General features: G+C 67.1%; 13 protein-coding genes and 3 tRNA genes. 6 read left to right on the top strand and 10 right to left on the bottom strand.

What is annotated here, in order from left to right; all coding sequences use genetic code 11:
* The first annotated feature begins 231 nt into the window (after positions 1-231).
* On the top strand, positions 232-1,701 hold the full coding sequence (gene aspA, locus EL266_RS10290) for an aspartate ammonia-lyase (RefSeq protein ID WP_026427549.1): 1,470 nt from the start codon (positions 232-234) through the stop codon (positions 1,699-1,701).
* Positions 1,702-1,714: 13 nt separating this feature from the next.
* Here the strand turns inward: aspA and EL266_RS10285 are convergent, their stop codons facing one another.
* Together EL266_RS10285 and aceE are read right to left on the bottom strand one after the other, a co-directional pair.
* A complete protein-coding gene (locus EL266_RS10285; RefSeq protein ID WP_126412323.1) occupies positions 1,715-2,431 on the bottom strand; it encodes a hypothetical protein in 717 nt (238 codons plus the stop codon).
* Positions 2,432-2,558: 127 nt separating this feature from the next.
* On the bottom strand, positions 2,559-5,318 hold the full coding sequence (gene aceE, locus EL266_RS10280; protein ID WP_026427547.1) for a pyruvate dehydrogenase (acetyl-transferring), homodimeric type: 2,760 nt from the start codon (positions 5,316-5,318) through the stop codon (positions 2,559-2,561).
* A gap of 343 nt (positions 5,319-5,661) precedes the next feature.
* Between aceE and EL266_RS10275 the strand changes: the two genes are divergently transcribed.
* On the top strand, positions 5,662-6,066 hold the full coding sequence (locus EL266_RS10275; RefSeq protein ID WP_026427546.1) for a DUF3052 domain-containing protein: 405 nt from the start codon (positions 5,662-5,664) through the stop codon (positions 6,064-6,066).
* A 59-nt stretch (positions 6,067-6,125) separates the two neighbouring features.
* Positions 6,126-6,201: transfer RNA gene (locus EL266_RS10270), tRNA-Val, on the top strand.
* Positions 6,202-6,331: 130 nt separating this feature from the next.
* On the opposite strand, the gene EL266_RS10265 is transcribed toward EL266_RS10270, so the two are convergent.
* Together EL266_RS10265 and EL266_RS10260 are read right to left on the bottom strand one after the other, a co-directional pair.
* Positions 6,332-6,955, bottom strand: a complete 624-nt coding sequence (locus tag EL266_RS10265) for a class I SAM-dependent methyltransferase (RefSeq protein WP_026427545.1) — start codon at positions 6,953-6,955, stop codon at positions 6,332-6,334.
* A gap of 545 nt (positions 6,956-7,500) precedes the next feature.
* On the bottom strand, positions 7,501-8,073 hold the full coding sequence (locus EL266_RS10260) for a hypothetical protein (protein WP_126412321.1): 573 nt from the start codon (positions 8,071-8,073) through the stop codon (positions 7,501-7,503).
* Positions 8,074-8,547: 474 nt separating this feature from the next.
* On the opposite strand from EL266_RS10260, the gene EL266_RS10255 reads away from it, so the two are divergent.
* Positions 8,548-9,003 (top strand): peptidase inhibitor family I36 protein, encoded by a 456-nt coding sequence (locus tag EL266_RS10255; RefSeq protein ID WP_026427544.1) that lies wholly within the window; start codon positions 8,548-8,550, stop codon positions 9,001-9,003.
* A 223-nt stretch (positions 9,004-9,226) separates the two neighbouring features.
* Here the strand turns inward: EL266_RS10255 and EL266_RS10250 are convergent, their stop codons facing one another.
* Complete coding sequence (locus EL266_RS10250; RefSeq protein ID WP_026427543.1) at positions 9,227-9,550, bottom strand: hypothetical protein; 324 nt, start codon at positions 9,548-9,550, stop codon at positions 9,227-9,229.
* Positions 9,551-9,947: 397 nt separating this feature from the next.
* On the opposite strand from EL266_RS10250, the gene EL266_RS10245 reads away from it, so the two are divergent.
* Entirely contained in the window at positions 9,948-12,188 is a 2,241-nt protein-coding gene (locus EL266_RS10245; protein WP_197719240.1) for an MMPL family transporter, read from the top strand.
* 161 nt (positions 12,189-12,349) lie between these two features.
* Here EL266_RS10245 and EL266_RS10240 read toward each other — a convergent pair.
* The 5 genes from EL266_RS10240 to EL266_RS10220 all read right to left on the bottom strand — a co-directional run bounded on the left by EL266_RS10240 (position 12,350) and on the right by EL266_RS10220 (position 18,317).
* Positions 12,350-12,431 (bottom strand) — tRNA-Leu (locus tag EL266_RS10240).
* Positions 12,432-12,460: 29 nt separating this feature from the next.
* Positions 12,461-12,552: transfer RNA gene (locus tag EL266_RS10235), tRNA-Ile, on the bottom strand.
* A gap of 220 nt (positions 12,553-12,772) precedes the next feature.
* Positions 12,773-15,028: a glycosyltransferase family 2 protein gene (locus tag EL266_RS10230; RefSeq protein ID WP_232012014.1), complete on the bottom strand. Its 2,256-nt coding sequence runs from the start codon at positions 15,026-15,028 to the stop codon at positions 12,773-12,775.
* 367 nt (positions 15,029-15,395) lie between these two features.
* Positions 15,396-16,919, bottom strand: coding sequence for a glycosyltransferase family 2 protein (locus tag EL266_RS10225; protein ID WP_026427541.1), 1,524 nt, complete (start codon positions 16,917-16,919; stop codon positions 15,396-15,398).
* Positions 16,920-16,994: 75 nt separating this feature from the next.
* A complete protein-coding gene (locus EL266_RS10220; protein WP_026427540.1) occupies positions 16,995-18,317 on the bottom strand; it encodes a UDP-glucose dehydrogenase family protein in 1,323 nt (440 codons plus the stop codon).
* A gap of 314 nt (positions 18,318-18,631) precedes the next feature.
* Between EL266_RS10220 and EL266_RS10215 the strand changes: the two genes are divergently transcribed.
* On the top strand, positions 18,632-19,492 hold the full coding sequence (locus EL266_RS10215; RefSeq protein ID WP_051281337.1) for a Nif3-like dinuclear metal center hexameric protein: 861 nt from the start codon (positions 18,632-18,634) through the stop codon (positions 19,490-19,492).
* Positions 19,493-19,501 lie beyond the last annotated feature (9 nt).

Below are 19,501 nucleotides of genomic sequence, written 5' to 3'. Positions count from 1 at the left end.
AACCTCGATCACAGCAATGTCACCTCCGGCATGGCGAGCGGTGCGGCGCCGGTTTCCCGCGAGATCTGGGGAAATAGGTCCGGATTGGCTTGATGTGGCGGGTTGAGACATGTGATAAAGTTGTGACCTATTGTCGGCTTCCCATAGTCGTTTCATCCTGAGCGGCCGGACATGCGCTACCGTGCAGGTGTCAATCATCCTAGAAGCGCATGACATGCGAGAGGAGCGACGATGCTGCAGGCCACGCGGACGGAGGAGGATCTCCTGGGGCCCAGGGAGGTGCCGCTGGAGGCGTACTGGGGGATCCACACCCTGCGGGCGTTGGAGAACTTCCGCATCTCCGGCGCCGCGATCGGCGACGAGCCCGCCTTCGTGCGGGGGATGGTGCAGGTCAAGCAGGCATCCGCCCTGGCGAATGCGGAACTGGGGACCCTGGATCCGCGGATCGCCGAGGCCATCGTGTGGGCCTGCGGGCAGATCCTGGAGGGTGGGCGCTGTCTCGACCAGTTCCCGGTCGATCCGTTCCAGGGCGGTGCTGGTACAAGCGTCAACATGAACACCAACGAGGTTGTGGCGAATCTGGCGCTCGAGCATCTTGGCTATGCCAAAGGCCGCTACGACATCGTCAACCCCAATGATCATGTTAACAAGTCTCAATCCACCAATGATGCCTATCCGACGGGTTTTCGGTTAGGACTTCATACCCTTGTGGAGGAGCTCGTCGGCGAGCTTGAGCGTCTGATCGCCGCGTTTCGTGATAAGGGCGCGCAGTTCCAGGGGGTCCTTAAGATGGGCCGCACTCAGCTCCAGGACGCCGTGCCCATGAGCCTGGGCAAGGAGTTCGAGGCCTTCGCGGTGCTGCTGGATGAGGAGGTCTCGCGCCTGCGCAACAACTCCGCCCTCCTGCTGGAGGTCAACCTGGGGGCGACGGCCATCGGCACGGGACTCAACACCCCTCCTGGCTACCAGGACGCTGTCGTGCGCCATCTGCGCGAGGTCTGCGGGCTGGAGATCCATGGGGCCCGTGACCTGCTGGAGGCCACCAGTGATACCGGTGCCTATGTCTCCATGCATGCCGCCATCAAGCGCCTGGCGGTCAAGCTCTCCAAGATCTGCAATGATCTGCGTCTGCTCTCCTCGGGCCCGCGCGCCGGGCTGGGGGAGATCCGACTGCCTGAGCGGCAGGCGGGCTCATCGATCATGCCGGCCAAGGTCAATCCGGTGATCCCCGAGGTGGTCAATCAGGTCTGCTTCAAGGTGATTGGAAATGACGTCGCGCTGACCTTCGCCGCCGAGGCCGGTCAGCTTCAGCTCAATGTCATGGAGCCGGTCATCGCCCAGGCGAGTTTCGAGTCCCTCAACCTGCTGGAGCGGGCCATGGCCTCACTGCGCGAGCTGTGCGTGGTGGGCATTGAGGCCAATGAGGAGGTGTGCCGGCGCAACGTGCTGGAGTCCATCGGGATCGTCACCTACCTCAATCCGGTGATCGGGCACCACAACGGTGACCGCGTGGGTCGGGAGTGCGCTCGCTCGGGTCGCAATGTGCGCGAGGTGGTCCTGGAGATGGGCCTCCTGGAGGAGGCCGTCCTCGACGAGCTCCTCAGCCCCGAGAACCTGCTTCAGCCTCACTACCGCGATATGGGCGCCCACTCGGGAACTGATCCCTCGGCTCCCGACGACGGTGCCGCTGAGGGCAGTTGATCAGCGCCCCGACTCACAGGTCGGAGTGCATCGGGCACTGGCTGACGATGCCCTGGTGGACGTCCTTGGCGATGATGCTGCTATCGGCGTCATCCTTCTCCGAGGCTGGTCCCTGATCCCGCCAGTACACCTGGTTGTAGTACCCGGATTCGACCTCCATGCCGGCCCAGTTGGCCACCATGCCCTCCTCGAAGACGACCTCGCGCACGGAGTTGACCCAGACCGTGTTGTTGGAGCCTTTGATGGTCAGGGTCTGCAGGTCCGAGTCGATGACGTAGATGAGGTCCGAGGCCTCGATCGTGACGTGCTGCGCGCCGGACTCGATCCTGACGATGTAGGAGCTGAGCGTGGCATCGGAGCCGACGGTGACCTCCGGGGCGCCGGGGATGACGTGGACATGCTCGGTCTGGGCATCGGCTGCCGCTCGATCCGTCAGAGGGTCGGGCTCGTCGCTGTCGTCGTCGCCCGTGGCCTCGAACTCGGCGACCTCGTCGGCCGTGCAGTTGCCGTACTCCATAGGCGACAGCGGCTGATCCGGCCGGTCCTCGGAGTCCTGGTCCTCGGGCTCCGAGTCATCGGCCTCATCCTGGGAGGCCGCCTCCTGCTGGGAGGCGGGGGCGCCGTCGGCCGAGGTCCCGGTCCGGCCCCCGGGCAGGCCCACCAGGCTGCAGGCGCTCAGGCACAGGCAGCCGACGGCGGCCAGGAGCATCTGGGGCAGTGATCGGCGCATGGGGCCATGGGACATGGAGACCTCGTCTCTCAAGTGCTGGCGCTGGGGAGGGTCGCGCCACAACTGACTGACGGCGCCATCCTAGGCCAATCCCGGATGACGCCGTCAGCGCTGCGATGAGTCCTGCTCAGGCCTCCCCGCCCTGACCGCCGGAGGTTCCGGCGTTGACATTGTGGAGGTCGTAGCGGCCGATGGCCTCGGACAGCACGTGGCGGCCCAGGGATCCCTGATCGACCAGCGCCTGGAGCGCCTTGACCACGACGGACTGGGCGTCGATGAGGTAGTGGCGGCGCGCCGCGGCGCGGGTGTCGGAGAAGCCGTAGCCGTCGGCGCCCAGGGTGCGGTAGTCGCCCGGGACCCAGGGGCGGATCTGGTCGGCGATGAGGTGGTCGTAGTCGCTGGTGGCGATGAAGGGGCCCTGGGCCTCGGAGAGCCGGGAGGTCACATAGGGGACGCGCTGCTCGGCGTCGGGAGCCAGGAAGTTGGCCCTCTCCACTTCCAGGGCCTCGCGGCGCAGCTCGTTCCAGCTGGTGACCGACCAGGTCCCTGCGCGCACGCCCCAGTCCTCGGCCAGGAGGCGGCGCGCCTCCTCGATCCAGGGCAGCCCCACGCCGGAGGCGAGGAGCTGGACCACCGGTCCCTCGCCCTCAGGGGCCGCCTGAAGGCGGTGCAGGCCGCGGATGATGCCCTCGACGTCGACATCCTCCGGCTCAGCGGGCTGGTGGATGGGCTCGTTGTAGACCGTCAGGTAGTACATGACATCCCGGTTGCGGCCCGAGTCCGGCCCGTACCAGCGCTCCAGGGCGTCGCGCACGATGTGCCGCATCTCGTAGGCGTAGCCGGGGTCGTAGGTGATCACGGCGTCGTTGGTGGCCGCGATGATGGGGGAGTGGCCATCCATGTGCTGGGTGCCCTCACCGGTCAGGGTGGTGCGCCCGGCGGTGGCCCCGATGATGAAGCCTCGCGCCAGCTGATCCCCGGCCGCCCAGAACTGGTCGGCCGTGCGCTGGAAGCCGAACATCGAGTAGAAGATGTAGACCGGGATCATCGGCTCGTCATGGGTGGAGTAGCTGGTGCCCACCACCTGGAACAGGGCGGCTGAGCCGGCCTCGTTGATGCCGGTGTGCATGAGCTGGCCGGAGGTGGACTCCCGGTAGGACAGCATCATGTCGGCATCCACGGGCGTGTAGTTCTGGCCCTGGGTGTTGAAGATCTTCTTGGTGGGGAAGAGGGACTCCAGGCCGAAGGTGCGCGACTCGTCGGGAACGATCGGCACGATGCGGCGCCCGATGCCCTTGTCCTTGATGAGCTCCTTGAGCAGCTGGACGAAGGCCATGGTCGAGGCGATCTCGCGCTTGCCCGATCCGGCCTTGAGCACCTCATAGGTCTTGTCCCCGGGGAGCTCGAGCTGCTTGCCGGAGTCGCGGCGCTCGGGCAGGAACCCGCCGAGCTGGCGACGGCGATCGAGCATGTAGAGCAGGGCCGGGTCGTCCTGGTTGGGCCGGTAGTACGGCGGCATCTTCGGGTTGGCCTCGAGCTGCTCATCCGTGATCGGGATGTGGAGGCGGTCGCGCAGCGCCTTGAGGTCGTCGAGGGTGAGCTTCTTCATCTGGTGGGTGGCGTTGCGCCCGGCGAAGTGCTCGCCCAGCAGGTAGCCCTTGACGGTGTGGGCCAGGATGACGGTGGGCTGGCCCTTGTGCTCGGTGGCGGCCTTGTAGGCGGCGTACATCTTGCGGTAGTCGTTGCCCCCGCGCTGCAGGGCCCAGATCTCGTCATCGGTCCAGTCCTTGACGAGCTCGGCGGTGCGCGGATCGCGGTTGAAGAAGTGCTCGCGCACGTAGGCGCCGTTATTGGCCTTGAAGGTCTGGTAGTCGCCGTCGAGCGTCTCCATCATGAGGTGCTCCAGGGCGTGGTCCTTGTCCGCGGCCAGCAGCTGATCCCAGCCGCGGCCCCACAGGACCTTGATGACGTTCCAGCCCGCGCCCTTGAAGAAGGCCTCGAGCTCCTGGACGATCTTGCCGTTGCCGCGCACCGGGCCGTCGAGCCGCTGGAGGTTGCAGTTGACGACGAAGGTCAGGTTGTCCAGCTGCTGGTGGGCGGCGAGCTGCAGCATGCCGCGGGACTCGGGCTCGTCCATCTCGCCGTCGCCCAGGAAGGCCCATGTGTGCTGCTGGCTGGTGTCCTTGATGCCGGCACCGGTGAGGTACTTGTCGAACCAGGCCTGGTAGATGGCCTCTGCCGGGCCCAGGCCCATGGACACGGTGGGGTACTCCCAGAAGTCCTCCATGCGGCGCGGGTGCGGGTAGGAGGGGATGCCGCGGCCCTCGCCGCGCGCGGGGTGGGAGACCTCCTGGCGGAAGCCGTCGAGATCGGCCTCGCTCAGGCGCCCCTCGATGAAGGCTCGCGCGTAGTTGCCGGGGGAGGCGTGGCCCTGGAAGAAGAGGTGGTCCCCGCCGCCGGGATGGTCCTTGCCGCGGAAGAAGTGGTTGAAGCCCACCTCGTAGAGCGTGGCGGTGGAGGCGTAGGAGGAGATGTGGCCGCCCACCCCGATCCCCGGGCGCTGGGCGCGTGTGACCATGACCGCGGCGTTCCAGCGCAGCCAGCGGCGGTAGGTGCGCTCCAGGGCCTCATCACCGGGGAAGTAGGGCTCGTCCTCCACCGGGATCGTGTTGACGTAGGCGGTGGTGGTCTGCCCGGGGACGGTGACATTCTTCTTGCGGGCCTGGGCGAGCATCGACAAGAGGATGAAGCGCGCCCGGGGACCGCCCTTCTCCTCGATGAGGGCGTCGAGGGATTCGCGCCACTCGCTGGTCTCATCGGGGTCATTGTCGGCGACCTTGGTCAGGAGGCCGTCGATGAGAGGCGTGGAGTCGCTTGTAGGGCTCACGGAATCCTTCTTCCTGGCATCGAAGCGGTTGGGGACCGGCCGGCACAGGGCCGCGGAGCCGACTCGGGATCGGCGGTGCGCCCGGTGAGTCAGGCCGCGATGATTGACAGCCCTAACATACGGCCTTCTGCGCTCCAGCAGTGTGCTGCGACGGGAGGAAGGTCCCATGTCACGTGTGAGGTGGGGCACTGTGACTGGTGAGGCGATGGGGCTGTCGGAGCTGGCCGGGCAGATGGGAGCGTGTTCACTTGCGCCGGGGGCGCCTGGTGCGATGGGCTAGGCCAAGCGCCCAACCCCGGGCGCTGCGAGCACGGGCCGCGGCCCGCAGGAATGGAGGACAGACGTGGCGAGCACACCAGGCGGGGCCTTCGGCTTCGCCTCGGGCCTGATCATTCAGGAGTTCGGGTATGACGAGGATGCCGACCAGGCTCTGCGCGAGGCCGCTGAGACTGAGACCGGCACGGCGCTGGTCGACGAGGACTACGAGGATGTGGCCGACTCGGCCATCGTGTGGTGGCGCGACGACGACGGCGATGTCGACGATCTGACCGATCTTCTTGTGGATGCTCAGGCGAATCTCGATGGTGCCGGCGTCATCTGGGTTCTGACTCCCAAGGCCCGCACCACCGGCTCGGTTCCCACCTCCGAGATTGAGGAGGCGGCGGCCACCGCGGGCATGCATGCCACCTCGGCGGCGTCGATGGGGTCGCGCTGGAGCGGGATCCGCGTGTCCTCCCGGGGGCGTTGAGCGGCCCTGACCGCGCCGGGGCGCGAGGGCCCGTCGGCAGCCGGGGCGTCGCCCAGCATGGACCTGTAGCTCAGCTGGTAGAGCAACGCGTTTACACCGCGTCGGTCGTCGGTTCGAGTCCGGCCGGGTCCACCACGATGTCCTTATCCGACGGGAGTCCGACGGGAGTAGGGAGGAGCGCGATCAGCTCGCGCGCATGGCTGTGGGTGTTGGGGAAGCTGGGGGAGGTGGAGCGGCCTACGCGATGGCCGACCGCCGTGGAGCGTCAGTCCGCCGTCCAGCGCAGCAGATAGCGGTAGTACAGGCCGCGGCGGATCTGGGCATCGGGCAGGATGGTGCGCGCCGCGCGGCGGACCTGGGCCAAGGTGTGCACGGGCTCTGCCTCGACGACGCCGATGTCGGCCTGCTCGCCGTGGAATGCTGAGCCGAGTCGCGCCCATGGCTTCTGCATCCCGGCGACGAGGGACTCCACTGGGCCCCGGTTGGCGGGGATGCCCACGATGAGCAGATCGCCGCCCGGCGCCAATAGATTGCGGGCGCGCAGCAGTGCCCTCTCCAGGCGCATGTGGTGGATCGTGGCGACGAAGGTGATGAGGTCGAAGCGCACGCCGCCGGAGTTGAACTCGTCGAAGGGGAGCTTGTAGAGCCGGGCCTCGGGGACTCCCTCGAGGCGCGCACGGGCCCGTGCCAGGGCGAAGTCGTCCGGGTCGATGCCTGACAGGCTGTCCGCGTAAGGGGCGAGGCGCTCCAGAAGCAGTCCCTCGCCGCAGCCGACGTCCAGGACCACGCGGCGCCGGCGCTCACGTGCCACGCCCAGGATCCACGGGTGGTAAGCCGTGTTGTGGTTCCAGTAGGCGCGCGGGGGGTGGGCGCCGGGGACGTGGTTCATCACGGGCACGTTACCAGTGTCGTCGGGGAGTCCATGCCCAGCGATCCGCGTCACAGCAGGCCAGATGGGAGATAAGACTCCCAGGTGTCGGGAGATGGCAGAGGGCTTCAAAGGCGTCGTTACCAGGATGTTATGGGTGGCGGGATCGCCGGGCAGCGCGCTGAGCGACCCGCCGTGGGGCAGCGTCGCCGTGAGTATGCACCGCTATGAGCGAAGCGCGTGGGGCTGGGCCAGGTGCCCTCCTGTGGCTCACGCAATCCTTGGGTGTCAGGAGTGGCGGGTCCCGGTGCGGCCGGAGGGCCGACGACGGCGTCGCGGGCGAATCGATTGCGTGACCTGTCTCATCCGCGAAGCGAGGGACGCCGAGCTGAGTATGACGCCGCCGGTCGCCTGCGACCACAATCACATGCGGTGTCTCAAGACTGTCTTCCTTCGCCGGTCAGTTACGCCCTTCTTCGCGGCGCTCGCCTGCGCAGCGACCGGGTCGCTCGGGGGAGTGGTGGTGGGCGCTTCGGCGCGGATGGGCGGCAATCAGGCCTGCCGGGCTATCGCGGCGCCCTGTGATGCATAATTTTTTGAACAAGATAGTTGCCAAGCAGGATAACGATACCTCCAACTGCCAGTGCGATCGCACTAAATTTAGCGATAGTCGCAAAACTGGCCGCGACATAAAGCGGCTGCCAATCTCTCGGGAACAGAAGCAGCAAACTGCTGATCGTGATATTTTCTAGCCAGTCAAACACTGCGGCAATCCATGGCAAGGCCGGCAACGCTTTGAGGTGGCGAAAATTGTGGCCGGTGCGACAGTGCCGAAGCAGTATGACCATCCAGCTCGAGTAGAATATCGCATACGTCAGTGGGTAAAACGTGTCGACCAGATAGAATCTCAAATAGGCGACTCTGCCATTCTCGCCAAGCGCTACAATGGTTTCGCGAATGAAGCCTGGTGAGTTGCCGATATTCAAGTCCAGAATGGAGACTCCGCCAGTAGTCTCCGCAACTTGCCCGGCGGCATGGCGCACAATCAACATGGAGACGACGAAAATCAATCCAAGGATCAATACGTGGAATCCAGTGATTTTCAACCTCAAACCAAGCATTCTGCTGATCGGCCTCATAATGGTCATCATAGCAAGAGCAGACTTGAGATGTTGTTTGAACCCAGGCGTATTGCGGCTTGCAGAGCCGAAGAGTGGGTCAGTGGGCCGAGGAGTGGCGCGGCCTGGCCGGGCTCCAGGGCCGGCAGAGGATCATTTGGTGGGGCCAGGGTATGTCCTAGGGCATGTCAGGGCCTGCGCTGAGGCCACCCCAGTGGTGAGCCCGTCCGTGCCCCGGAGATCCGGGCGCCGGCGGATGCGCCTCTCTACTGGCCACTGCTCTATGGTGGGACTCGGGTTCTCCGGCAGATCCTGGTGGATGACGTGGGGAGTACTCCCCATGGGCTCGCTGTCTGGTGCAGTCATACGGTCGAGTGGTCGAGCATCCGTGAGTAATCTCGGCATGACGGGGGCGCATGGACAGGCCCCCAGTACGTTCCCAAACCCCGCGAGCACTTCCGTTGAGGTGCTCACTCTCTGAGAGGAGTCCCGCTCATGTCCATCCGTGTCAACATCCGCCCGCGCCTCATCGGCCTGGCCTCCGCCGCAGTGCTGGCGGCCGGCGCCCTGACCGCTCCGGCTGCTGCCGCGCCACCGCAATCCACGGAGCAGAATGGCATCTGCGAGAAGAATGAGATCTGCCTCTACTACGGCAGTGGTAATCGCGGATCATTATCTGATTTCTCTGTGAATACCTTTGTTGATGACTATGGCGATTCCCGGGACGACTGCTACAAGTTCATCAGCCCGGGCGCAGGGCGGGGGGAGTGCATCAAGAACAATGCTGAGTCCATTGTGAATAACAGCAAATTCGATGTGTCGGTTCACACCTCTGGTCCTGTTGGTGAGTTCACGTGGATGTCCTTCGATTTTGCTCCCTATTCATCGGATGATTTCGATGATGAGCTCAAGAACTATAATACGACGCACCGCCTGTTCATAGCGATCTGAGTTCTTTGCCCACCTCGACTCTCAGGTCCGTGGCATCGAGGTTGTCTCGCCTGGATCGGAGCTTGACCTGGATGATCGCTGGGAGGATAGGGAGAGGCGCGTCTCGCGCACGGGTGTGGGCCAGCTCCTGGGACCTCCTATCGTTCCAGTCCTGATGCGTCTGTCTTCGCTGTGAGGCGTGTGGCATCCGCTCGCCGGCAGCGAGGCAGCGCGCTCAATCGGCTTAATCCACCGGAGCGGCGGGTGAGGAGGATGAGGGTGGAAGGCTGAGCGCGCCGGGGGCGATCTCGGGGTCATGATTGGCGATGAGACCCAGGCATCGCGGATCATGCTCGACGGCGCGCACCCACGCCAAGGAGGTCTCCGCCTGCGAGGCGTTGACGACCACGCCGGGGCGAAGGCCCTCGTCGAAGGACGGGCGGCCGTAGCCCGCGTCGGAGGTCAGCAGGTAGAAGCTGCGCGGGTCCTCGGAACCTGGGGTGTCCACGCCCTTGACCCAGCCGGCGCAGGCTGTGCCGGCGCCGTCGGGCGCCTGGTGCCCGCGCACGATCGTTGCGCACAGCCCCGGGAATGACCGTGCCGGTGTGAAGAACCTCCAGTGTGGTGCTCATGCGACAACTGTGGGGTGCTGCGCTTCGTAGGGCTTAAGGCGTGGAAGCGGGTCTCATCTCGCGATGATCCGCGCTGTTCTCCTCGTTTCCTCGATGACGGCGGCTCTGATTGGCAGGTCATGAGGGGTACGACACCCGATCCTCATATTACGAAACTGCTTGACTTCGTTTCACTGCACTGGGATGCTGCACCCGTGACGCACTCCTGGCCCACCACGGCGTCGACCTGCGCGGCATCCCCGTGGATGCCTCCATCTCATGCGTTAGCGGGGGTCAGGGTCCGGCGCGTGACTTTGAGTGGATGAGGCCGATCTCGGCTGGAATCCGGCCTGAGTGAAGCAACTAAGCGGCGAGAGGAACGAAGCATTGGTTCCGGTGCGGTCTGCCCCCGAATCAGGAACGCGACGCCGGCAGGCGGGACCGCTCGCCGGGCTCGCGGAGCACGCCGCGCGGCGGCCATGGCACGGCATCCTCTTGGGCCTGCTTCTCCTGATCCTCGGGGCGGTGGCCGCCACGGGCACGATGGACCGGCTGCTGCTGAGCCGTTTCGAGAGCCCCGGCACCGAGTCGGCGACGGTCGAGCAGCGCCTGGGGGAGGAGTTCGGGACCGGCAAGCACCACTTCCTGCTGCTGGTGACCGCCCGCTCGGGCGATGTGGACGACCCGGCGGTGGCCTGGGCGGCGGAGCGGCTGGAGACCGAGCTCGCCCGGCGCCCGGAGATCCTGGAGACCGCCTCGTACTGGAGCCGAGGCGAGTCGCCCACCATGCGTTCCCGGGACGGCTCGCAGGCGATCATCACCGCGCGGCTGGCCGGCACGGTGACCGAGGCGCGCACCGCGCTGGCCGACGTCTCGACCGATTTCAGCCGCGAGGATGAGTTGATCTCGGTGCAGGTCGGCGGCGGGGACGAGATCTTCCGACAGGCGGCCGCTCAGGCGAGAGCCGACTTTCTTCTGGCCGAGGCGATCGTCTTCCCTCTCATCCTCCTCCTGCTCCTGCTGCTGTTCCGAAGGCTCGCGGTGGCCGCCCTGACCCTGGGCATGGGACTGCTCTCGGTGGTCACGACGCTCGCGCTGCTGCGGGCGATCACGTATTTGACGGATGTATCGACCTTCGCCGCCAACCTCGTCCTGGTCATGGGCGTCGGACTGGGAGTGGACTACAGCCTTTTCATCATCAGCCGCTTCCGGGAAGAGCTGGCCTCCGGAGCCGATCCCGGCCCGGCCGTGCAGGTGGCGGTGCGGCGGGCGGGCCGCACTGTCGCGTTCAGCGGCCTGACCGTGGCCGTCTCGCTCTCGTGCCTGCTGCTGTTCCCCTTCCCGTTCCTGCAGTCCTTCGCCTACGCGGGCATCGGTGCGGTCCTCACCTCAGTCTTCGCGGCTCTCGTGATCCTGCCCGCCGCACTCGCGAAGGCCGGCCGTCGGGTGCTGCCGCGTCGCGGGCTGGAGCCCGAGAGCGGCTGGTGGCGCACGACGGCGCTGCGCATGATGCGCCGGCCCCTGCTCTTCGGGCTGCCAGCCCTCGCGCTGGTGCTGCTGCTGGCCGCTCCCGCACTCACTCTGAGCGTCGGTCTGCCCGATGCGAGGGTCCTGCCGCAGGGGACCAGCAGCCGGGACGTGCAAGACCGGATCGAGCGGGGCTTTGACCAGGAGCAGATGGATGCGGTATTCGTCCTCGTCGATCTGCCCGACGGCGCGGACCGGGCCGCCGAGGTCTCCGAGTATGCGACGCGGCTCTCCCGCATCCCGGGTGTGGATCAGGTCGACGCCCTGACCGGGCGTTTCGCGAACGGGCAGCGTTTGGCTGGACCCGAGCCGGGCGCGGAGCGCTACGCCGGCCCGAACGCCACCTGGCTGTCCGTCGTGCCCGAGGCATCCGCTCTGGCGGATGCCGAAGAGCTACTCGACGAGATCGCACGGACCCCCGCCCCCGCCTCCGCGGCCGTCGGCGGCTACCCGGCGGATCTGCACGACTTCCGGACCGCGCTGCTGGGAGCCGTCCCGCTGGTCTTCGGCCTGATCCTGGTGGCCACCTTCGTGCTGCTCCTGCTGATGACGGGAAGCCTGCTGCTCGCGTTCAAGGCGATCGTGCTGAACGTGCTGAGCATCGCGGTCATGTTCGGGGTGATGGTGTGGATCTTCCAGGAAGGGCACCTCTCCGGGCCGCTGAGCTTCACCGCGAACGGCACTCTGGAGGCGACCTTCCCGATCCTCATGTTCTGCATCGCCTTCGGGCTGTCCATGGACTACGAGGTGTTCCTGCTGTCCCGGATCAAGGAGGAGCACGACCGCGGCGCCGCCACTGCGGAGGCGGTTGCCGCCGGGCTCCAGCGCAGCGGCCCGCTCGTGACGGCGGCCGCGGGCATCCTGGCGGCCTCCTTCGCGGTTTACGCGGTCTCCGAGGTGCTGTACCTCAAGATGCTCGCGATCGGCATGGCCGCGGTGATCATCGTGGATGCGACTCTCATCCGGGCGGTGCTGGTGCCCGTGTTCATGCGAATCGCCGGCGAGGCCAACTGGTGGGCGCCCCGCCCGCTGGCGCGTCTGCACGGGAGACTCGGCCTGTCCGAGTGAGCCATGCGCCAGCCCCGCCTTGACGGTCTTCCTCGTTCACCTCGGGCTTGCCATCGTCAACCCGCTCATGCTGCGCTCTCCGGACGGCTGGGTCTAGAGGAATGGCGGATCGGCACGCATTGCCCCGCGGGCCCGGCGTCGGTCCCAGACCATCGACATTGTGCCTCCGGCGGGACTCGAACCCGCACGCCCGTAGGCAGCGACTTTTAAGGTCGCGGTGTCTACCGATTCCACCACGGAGGCTCGGAGCCCGGCATCCACCGGGGTACCGGTGCCCCCACTGGGATTCGAACCCAGGACCTTGTGCTTATCAGGCACGAAACGAGGTATAAGCTCGCTGCTCTAACCGCTGAGCTATGGGGGCGGTGACTGGAGTCCGGCGCAGGGCTGCGCCGGGCGATGCCGGGGAGTGGCAACGCCTGAAGGCTACCCCAGTCAGAGGCCTGCTCCTGACCGTTCTCGTGGGGAGTTCTGTACATCTCCCACATAGCCGCTACGGGGCCCGTGCCATCGGTGAGCGGAGGCCCGCCAGAGTCGGTCTCGCGCCGTGGGGAGGGGCCCGGGAGGCTGCGCGCGGACTGGCTCTACTGCCAGGAGCCGGCGGGGATGTTGCCTGTGGGGTAGGTGCGCGACTTGCGATGCATCGCCGCCCCTTTGCCAGGAGCCGACGACGGCGTGGAGGCGGAGTTGCTCACGCGTGCGGTCGGCGACTTCTCCGGTGGGGGAGGAAGGTGCCCGTGACCGGAGTGGCCCGCCTGGCCCGCCTGATCGGCGCGCTCGACCTGCTCGGCCTGGCTGGCGTGCTCGGCCTGTGCGGCCTGCTCGGTCGGATCAGCACGGTCGAGGTGATCGACGGGGGCGGCAGAAGCGACGTCCGCCTCGTCCCTCTCGGCCGGCGGAGGGGGCGGAGGGGCGGGTGCCGGCGCAGGGACGGGCGCCGGCGACGACGCGGAGGGCGAGTTGGCCGCCCAGGCGGTCAAGGGCTTGGCCGGGGGAGGCGGAAGCGGCGAATGGCCCAGGCGCGCCGGCGACGTGGTCCTGGGCCGCTTGCTGGGCGGTGGGACAAGGAGGTCCGCGGCCGAGGGGGGCGGAGGAGGGGGCGGCGGAGCGGCTCCGGCGTGAGCCGACTGTGAGCCCAGCACGCCCGGCCGGGGAGCAGGCGGCCGGGAGACCGGGCGCGTCGATGCCGCTCGGACCGGGGTCGCCTGGGGCTTGATGGAGGAGCGGACCGGGACAGGGCCTGCGGGCGCGACCACCAGGAGGTCCTGCTCCTGGGAGTTCTCCTTGACCTCGACCTGCTGGCGGGTGTTCCAGCCCATCTTGGTGCTGGTGACCATCCCCCACAGACGCAGGGGCCGCAGCAGGAAGGTGGTCCACAGGGTCGCCAGGGGCGAGATCACCAGGGAGCCGTAGCGCTGGCGCGAGGAGACATCGGAGCGCCACACCCCCACATAGCGCAGATTCTGGGCCAGTCCGATGAGGATGGGGACTAAGAGGACCTCGATGGGGATGCCGTAGTCGGTGAACAGGGGGCGCCAGACCACTAGGTAGACGAACACCGAGGACACCGCCCACAACTGCAGCCAACCGGTGACCTGGCGCCACCAGCCCCACGAGAGGATCGGCAGGAAGCGGATGCGCCACAGCCCGCGGATGAAGGAGCCGCGGAACCAGCGCATCTGCTGGCGGTAGTGATGGCTGAACCGGTCGGGCATCCAGGCGAAGGCGAAGGCCGAGGGCTGCTGGACGGTGCGCCCGCGCAGCATGGCGAAGAGCGTGAGCATCGAGTCATCGGAGAACTCCACATGACGACCCATGTAGGTCTCGTTCATGTAGATGTCGATGTTGTCGGCCAGGATGGAGTAGCGGTAGGCCGCCAGGCCGCCGGAGTTGACCATGACGGTTCCCAGGCGGGACATGGAGGAGCGGTCGGTCAGCTGCTGGCCCACGAAGATCATGTCCGTGATGCGCGCCAGCAGGTTGACGCGATTGTTCATCGCCAGGATGATCCCGGCCACCGACATCACCCGCTGCTCGGCGAAGGGCCTGGTGATCTCCTTGAGGGCCTCGGCGTCGAGCATGGAGTCGGAGTCCACGGTGACGAACAGGTCCGCCCTGCGGATCTGCCGGAAGGCCTGGGCCTGGGCGTGGCGCTTGCCCCGATTGGGCGTGCGCTGCCAGGTGGCTTGAATCCCCTGATTGGCCGCCTGGGCCAGGAACCACTGCCTCTCCTGGGGGTAGGCGCCCTGCGTGGAGCCGTCGTCGACCACGTGGATCTCCTCAGGCGGCTGGCTCTGGGCCAGCAGCGCTCCCAGCATGCGGCGCACCACCTGATGATCCTCGTTGTACAGCGGGATGAGCACCGCGACCCTGCGGGGCCCCTCCCCGCCCCCGACGATGCGCCGCTCGGAGAAGGCCAGTGCGAGCTGGAGCGCCACCAGGGCGAAGATCATGTTGAAGGTCCAGATCAGCCACGGATCGAAGTGCCCTCTCCACGTCACCGTGATGCGCCAGTACAGCCAGATCACCAGGAACGCGGCGACCAGGAGCAGGGCGGGGGAGTAGCGCGAGGAGGTGGCAAGAGCGCGGGGCAGGCCCGTGCGATCGGCGAACTCCTGGGCGTCATCGATGGAGGCCTGCCGCTCCTGGGGGTCGTCCTCGGCGGCCCGCGGTCCCCGGCTCGACGTGGCTCGCGACGAGCGCCCCCTGCCCGAGCCCAGGGAGACGTCGGGCTTGAACAGGAGCTTGACCCCAATCGCCGCCAGGAGGATGACCCCGCACATGAGCACCACGAACATGCCGAAGGGCATGCCCGGAAGCGTGCTCAGTGGGGTGACCATGGAGACCTCGTGGGGAGTGGTAAGGATGCAGTTGGCTGGGCTGACGCCCCGGTGCTCCCCGAAGGGGACGCAGGCCGCTGCTAGCGACGCCCTGCGGCGACCTTGAAGCGCAGCGGCCTCGGGCGGCGGCAGGCGCCCTCCGTGCGCTCCCGAAGTCCTGCACCCGCATTCAACCTCAGTGCCAAATGATATGGAATCGTGACACGCCACCCTCGACAGTGGCGCGATTGTGTGGAAACCGCACGATGATGCGGCTGCTGGCTTGTGGGTAACGACGGACCCGCCAATGTGATTCGAGACACATTCACGGGGTGGGAGACTTGTGTCCTCCCACCCCGTGAGATCTCGTGATGCGTTCTGCCGGGTTCTACGCGGATGCCGCCTGGGTGGTCACCTCAACGCTCTGGCGGGTGTTCCATCCCATCTTGGTGCTGGTGACCATCCCCCACAGGCGCAGGGGCCGCAGCAGGAAGGTGGTCCACAGGGTCGCCAGTGGCGAGAGCAGCAGTGACAGGCGCCGGGCGCGGTCGGAGACATCGGAGCGCCACACGCTGACATACCTCGCGTTCTGCGCCAGTCCGATGAGGATGGGGACCAAGAGGACCTCGATGGGGATGCCGTAGTCGGTGAACAGGGGGCGCCAGACCGCCAGGTAGACGAACACCGAGGAGACCACCCACAGCTGGGCCCACCCCAGCATCTGGCGCCACCAGCCCCACGAGAGGATCGGCAGGAAGCGGATGCGCCACAGCCCGCGGATGAAGGAGCCGCGGAACCAGCGCACCTGCTGGCGGTAGTGATGGCTGAACCGGTCGGGCATCCAGGCAAACGCGAAGGCCGAGGGCTGCTGGACGGTGCGCCCGCGCAGCATGGCGAAGAGCGTGAGCATCGAGTCATCGGAGAACTCCACATGACGACCCACATAATTCTCATTCATATAGATCTCGATGTTGTCCGCCAGGATGGAGTAGCGGTACGCGGCCAGGCCGCCGGAGTTGACCATGACGGTTCCCAGGCGGGACATGGAGGAGCGGTCGGTCAGCTGCTGGCCCACGAAGATCATGTCCGTGATGCGCGCCAGCAGATTGGTCCTGTTGTTGGTGGCCAGGATGATCCCGGCCACGGACATGATGCTGGGGTCCGAGAAGGGGCTGGTGATCTCCTTGAGGGCCTCGGCGTCGAGCATGGAGTCGGAGTCCACAGTGACGAACAGGTCCGCCCTGCGGATCTGCCGGAAGGCCTGGGCCTGGGCGTGGCGCTTGCCCCGATTGGGCGTGCGCTGCCAGGTCACGTGGATCCCGCGGTTGATGGCCTCGGCGTGGAACCACTTCCTGACCTCGGGGTAGGCGCCCTGCGTGGAGCCGTCGTCGACCACGTGGATCTCGGAGGGCGGGGCGCTTTGCACCAGCAGCGCCTCCAGCATGCTGCGCACCACCTCCGGGTCCTCGTTGTAGAGGGGGACCAGGACCGCGGTGCGGTGGTCGTGCTCCTCTCCCACGATTCGCCGCTCGAAGAAGGCGATGAGCAGTTGGGCGGCCACGGCCGCGAAGACGATGTTGAAGGTCCAGATCAGCCACGGGTCGATGGTGTCCCGGAGGGTGACCGCGATTCGCCAGTACAGCCACAGCCCCAGGCCGATGACGACGATGATGAGCAACGGGCAGAAGACGGACGGGGCCGGCAGTGCGCGGGGCAGCTTGGTGCGATCGGCGAACTCCTGGGCGTGCTCGGGGGTGGTCACCCGACGCCTGGTGGTGCGCAGCGCTTGACGGCGCGGGGTGCGGGAGGGCGTGAGGTCCAGGCCGCGTTTGAAGCACAGCTTGATCGCCAGGCAGGCGAACAGCATGAGCACGCAGACCAGGACGACGAACACTCCGAAGGACCAGCTCATGGTGGGGGCTCCTTGGATGATCTCGGTCTCTAGGACAGTGATGCCGGTGGGATGCGGGTGGGATGCGGGTGGGTGTCAGCGCCGGCCGATGCCGATGTAGGTGAATCCGGCGGCCTTCCACGCCTGGGGGTCCAGGGCGTTCCTGCCGTCGATGACCCGGGCGTGGCGCATGAGACGGGCCGCGCGATGGGGGTCCAGCTGGGTGTACTCATGCCACTCAGTGCCCAGGATGGCCAGGTCGGCGTCGGCCAGCGCGTCCTGGGCCTCGGTGGTGACCTCATAGGGGAGGTCGTCATTGACCGCCAGGATCGGGGCAGCCTGCGGATCGGTGACGACGACGCTGCCCGCCCGCCGGGCCAGGTCGGTGGCGATCTCCAGGGCGGGGGAGTTGCGCATGTCATCGCTGTCGGGCTTGAAGGTCGCCCCCAGGATCGCGATGCGGGATGTGGGCAGGTCGTCGCCCAGGAGCTCGGCGGCGGTGTCGATGACACTCGCCCGCATCCAGTCGTTGATCCTGTCGACCTCGGCCAGGAAGGCCAGCGTCTCGCCTTCCCCGAGCTGGTCGGCTCGGGCCTGGAATGCGCGGATGTCCTTGGGCAGGCATCCTCCGCCGAATCCGATCCCGGCGCGCAGGAATCGGTGGCCGATCCGCTCATCCATCCCGATCGCGTCAGCCAGGTCGGTGACGTCGGCCTTGACCGTGTCGCAGATGCGGGCCATGGCGTTGATGAAGGAGATCTTCGTGGCCAGGAAGGCGTTGGCTGCGGTCTTGACCAGCTCCGCGGTGGCGTAGTCCATGCACAGGCGGGGCGTGCCCGAGCTCATCACCGGGGCGTAGACGGCGTCGAGCACGTCCTGGGCCTCCTGGGCGTCCCTGGGGTCGTCGGGCAGCCCGTAGACGAGGCGGTCGGGCTCCAGGGTGTCCTTGACGGCGAAGCCCTCCCGCAGGAACTCGGGGTTCCACACCAGGGTGGCCCCGGTTGCGGCGATCCGCTGCGATAGGCGCGAGGCCGTTCCCACCGGGACGGTGGACTTGCCCGCGACGATCTCGGCTCCCGATTCGCATGCGCCCAGATGGGGCAGCATCTGCTCCACGGCCTTGTCGACGTAGGTCAGATCCGCGGCGCCATTGGAGGACTGGGGCGTGCCGACCCCGATGAAATGGACCTGGGCGCCACGGATCGCCGAGGAGTCTGTGGAGAATGACAAGCGCCCTGAGGACACGTTCCGCCTCAGGAGCGTGGACAGGCCCGGTTCGAAGAATGGAGCGTTGCCGGCCGATAGGGAGTCGACCTTCTCCTGATCAATGTCAATCCCAACAACCTCGTGGCCGATGTCGGCCATTGCGGCCGCGTGAACCGCTCCGAGGTATCCGCATCCAGTTACTGAAATTTTCACGGTCCGTATTCAACGTGAGTCCTAAATGTGATGCTCTTGTGACTTACGGCAGAGGATGGGGGTGGGTTGTGTGGGTTGCGGAGAAACTGCAGGTCAAGGGTTGTGCGGGAGGCGCGCTCTTATGTTCTTCCCTGAATGTTATCAGGAATTTATCAGACTGTGATTGCGATAGAGAACATATGAAGGCCCTTATTCTTTGGCAATTTTCTGATGTCGAGCGCGCCGCTGGCGCTGGCAGTCCCGGCGCCGGTGCCAGCGGCATGCCCGACCCAGCGGTCCCGCTGCCGCCAGGAGGCGGCGCTAGCCTGGGCGCCATGAACCAGTCTGGCGCCAAGGCCCCCGCACTGACCGTTGCCGACGTCGTCGCCATGGTGGAGGCGGCCGCACCGCCGCATCTGGCGGCGCCCTGGGACTCCAACCGCCTGATCTGCGGGGACCCCGACGAGGCCGTGGCCTCGGTTCTCCTCGCCGTGGACCCTGTGGCCTCCGTTGTCCAGGAGGCCATCGAGACAGGGGCCGACATGCTCATCACCCATCACCCCCTCTACCTGCGGGGGACCGACCATGTCTCGGCCGCCGACCCCAAGGGGAGGCTGGTGCACCGACTCATCCGCAACGGGATCGCCCTGCTCAATGCGCATACGACGCTGGATGCCGCCCACGGGGGAGTCGCGGCCGCCCTGGCGGCGGCCGTGGGCCTGCGCGCGGCGGTGCCCCTGGAGCCCGACTCCCAGGACCCCACTCAGGGCATCGGCAGGATCGGGGCGCTGGAGCGGCCCACGCGCCTGAGGGACCTGGCGGCCGTCGTGGCCGCGGCCCTGCCCGACTCCGCCCCCGGGCTCCTGGTGGGCGGGGACCTGGAGGCGACCGTGGAGACCGTGGCCGTCAGCGGGGGCGCGGGGGACTCACTCCTGGAGGCCGCCCGGCAGGCGGGCGCCGATGTCTTCCTGACCGCGGACCTGCGCCACCACCCCGCCTCGGAGCACCTGGAGGCCGGGCGGCCCTACCTGCTGTGCGGAACCCACTGGGCCACCGAGTGGGTGGGGCTGGCGCCTCTGGCGCAGCGCCTGGAGCGCGCCGCCGCCGCTCGGGGAGCACGGCTGGAAGCCACGGTCTCGCGGATCGTCACCGATCCCTGGGTGATGCGTCTGCCCACGGGCCCGGACAGTCCGTGAGAGGATCTG

The organism is Actinomyces slackii (assembly GCF_900637295.1).
GTDB lineage: Bacteria > Actinomycetota > Actinomycetes > Actinomycetales > Actinomycetaceae > Actinomyces > Actinomyces slackii.
The sequence above is the reverse complement of the archived record's forward strand: the minus strand, read 5'-3'. Positions and strand labels throughout refer to the sequence as shown.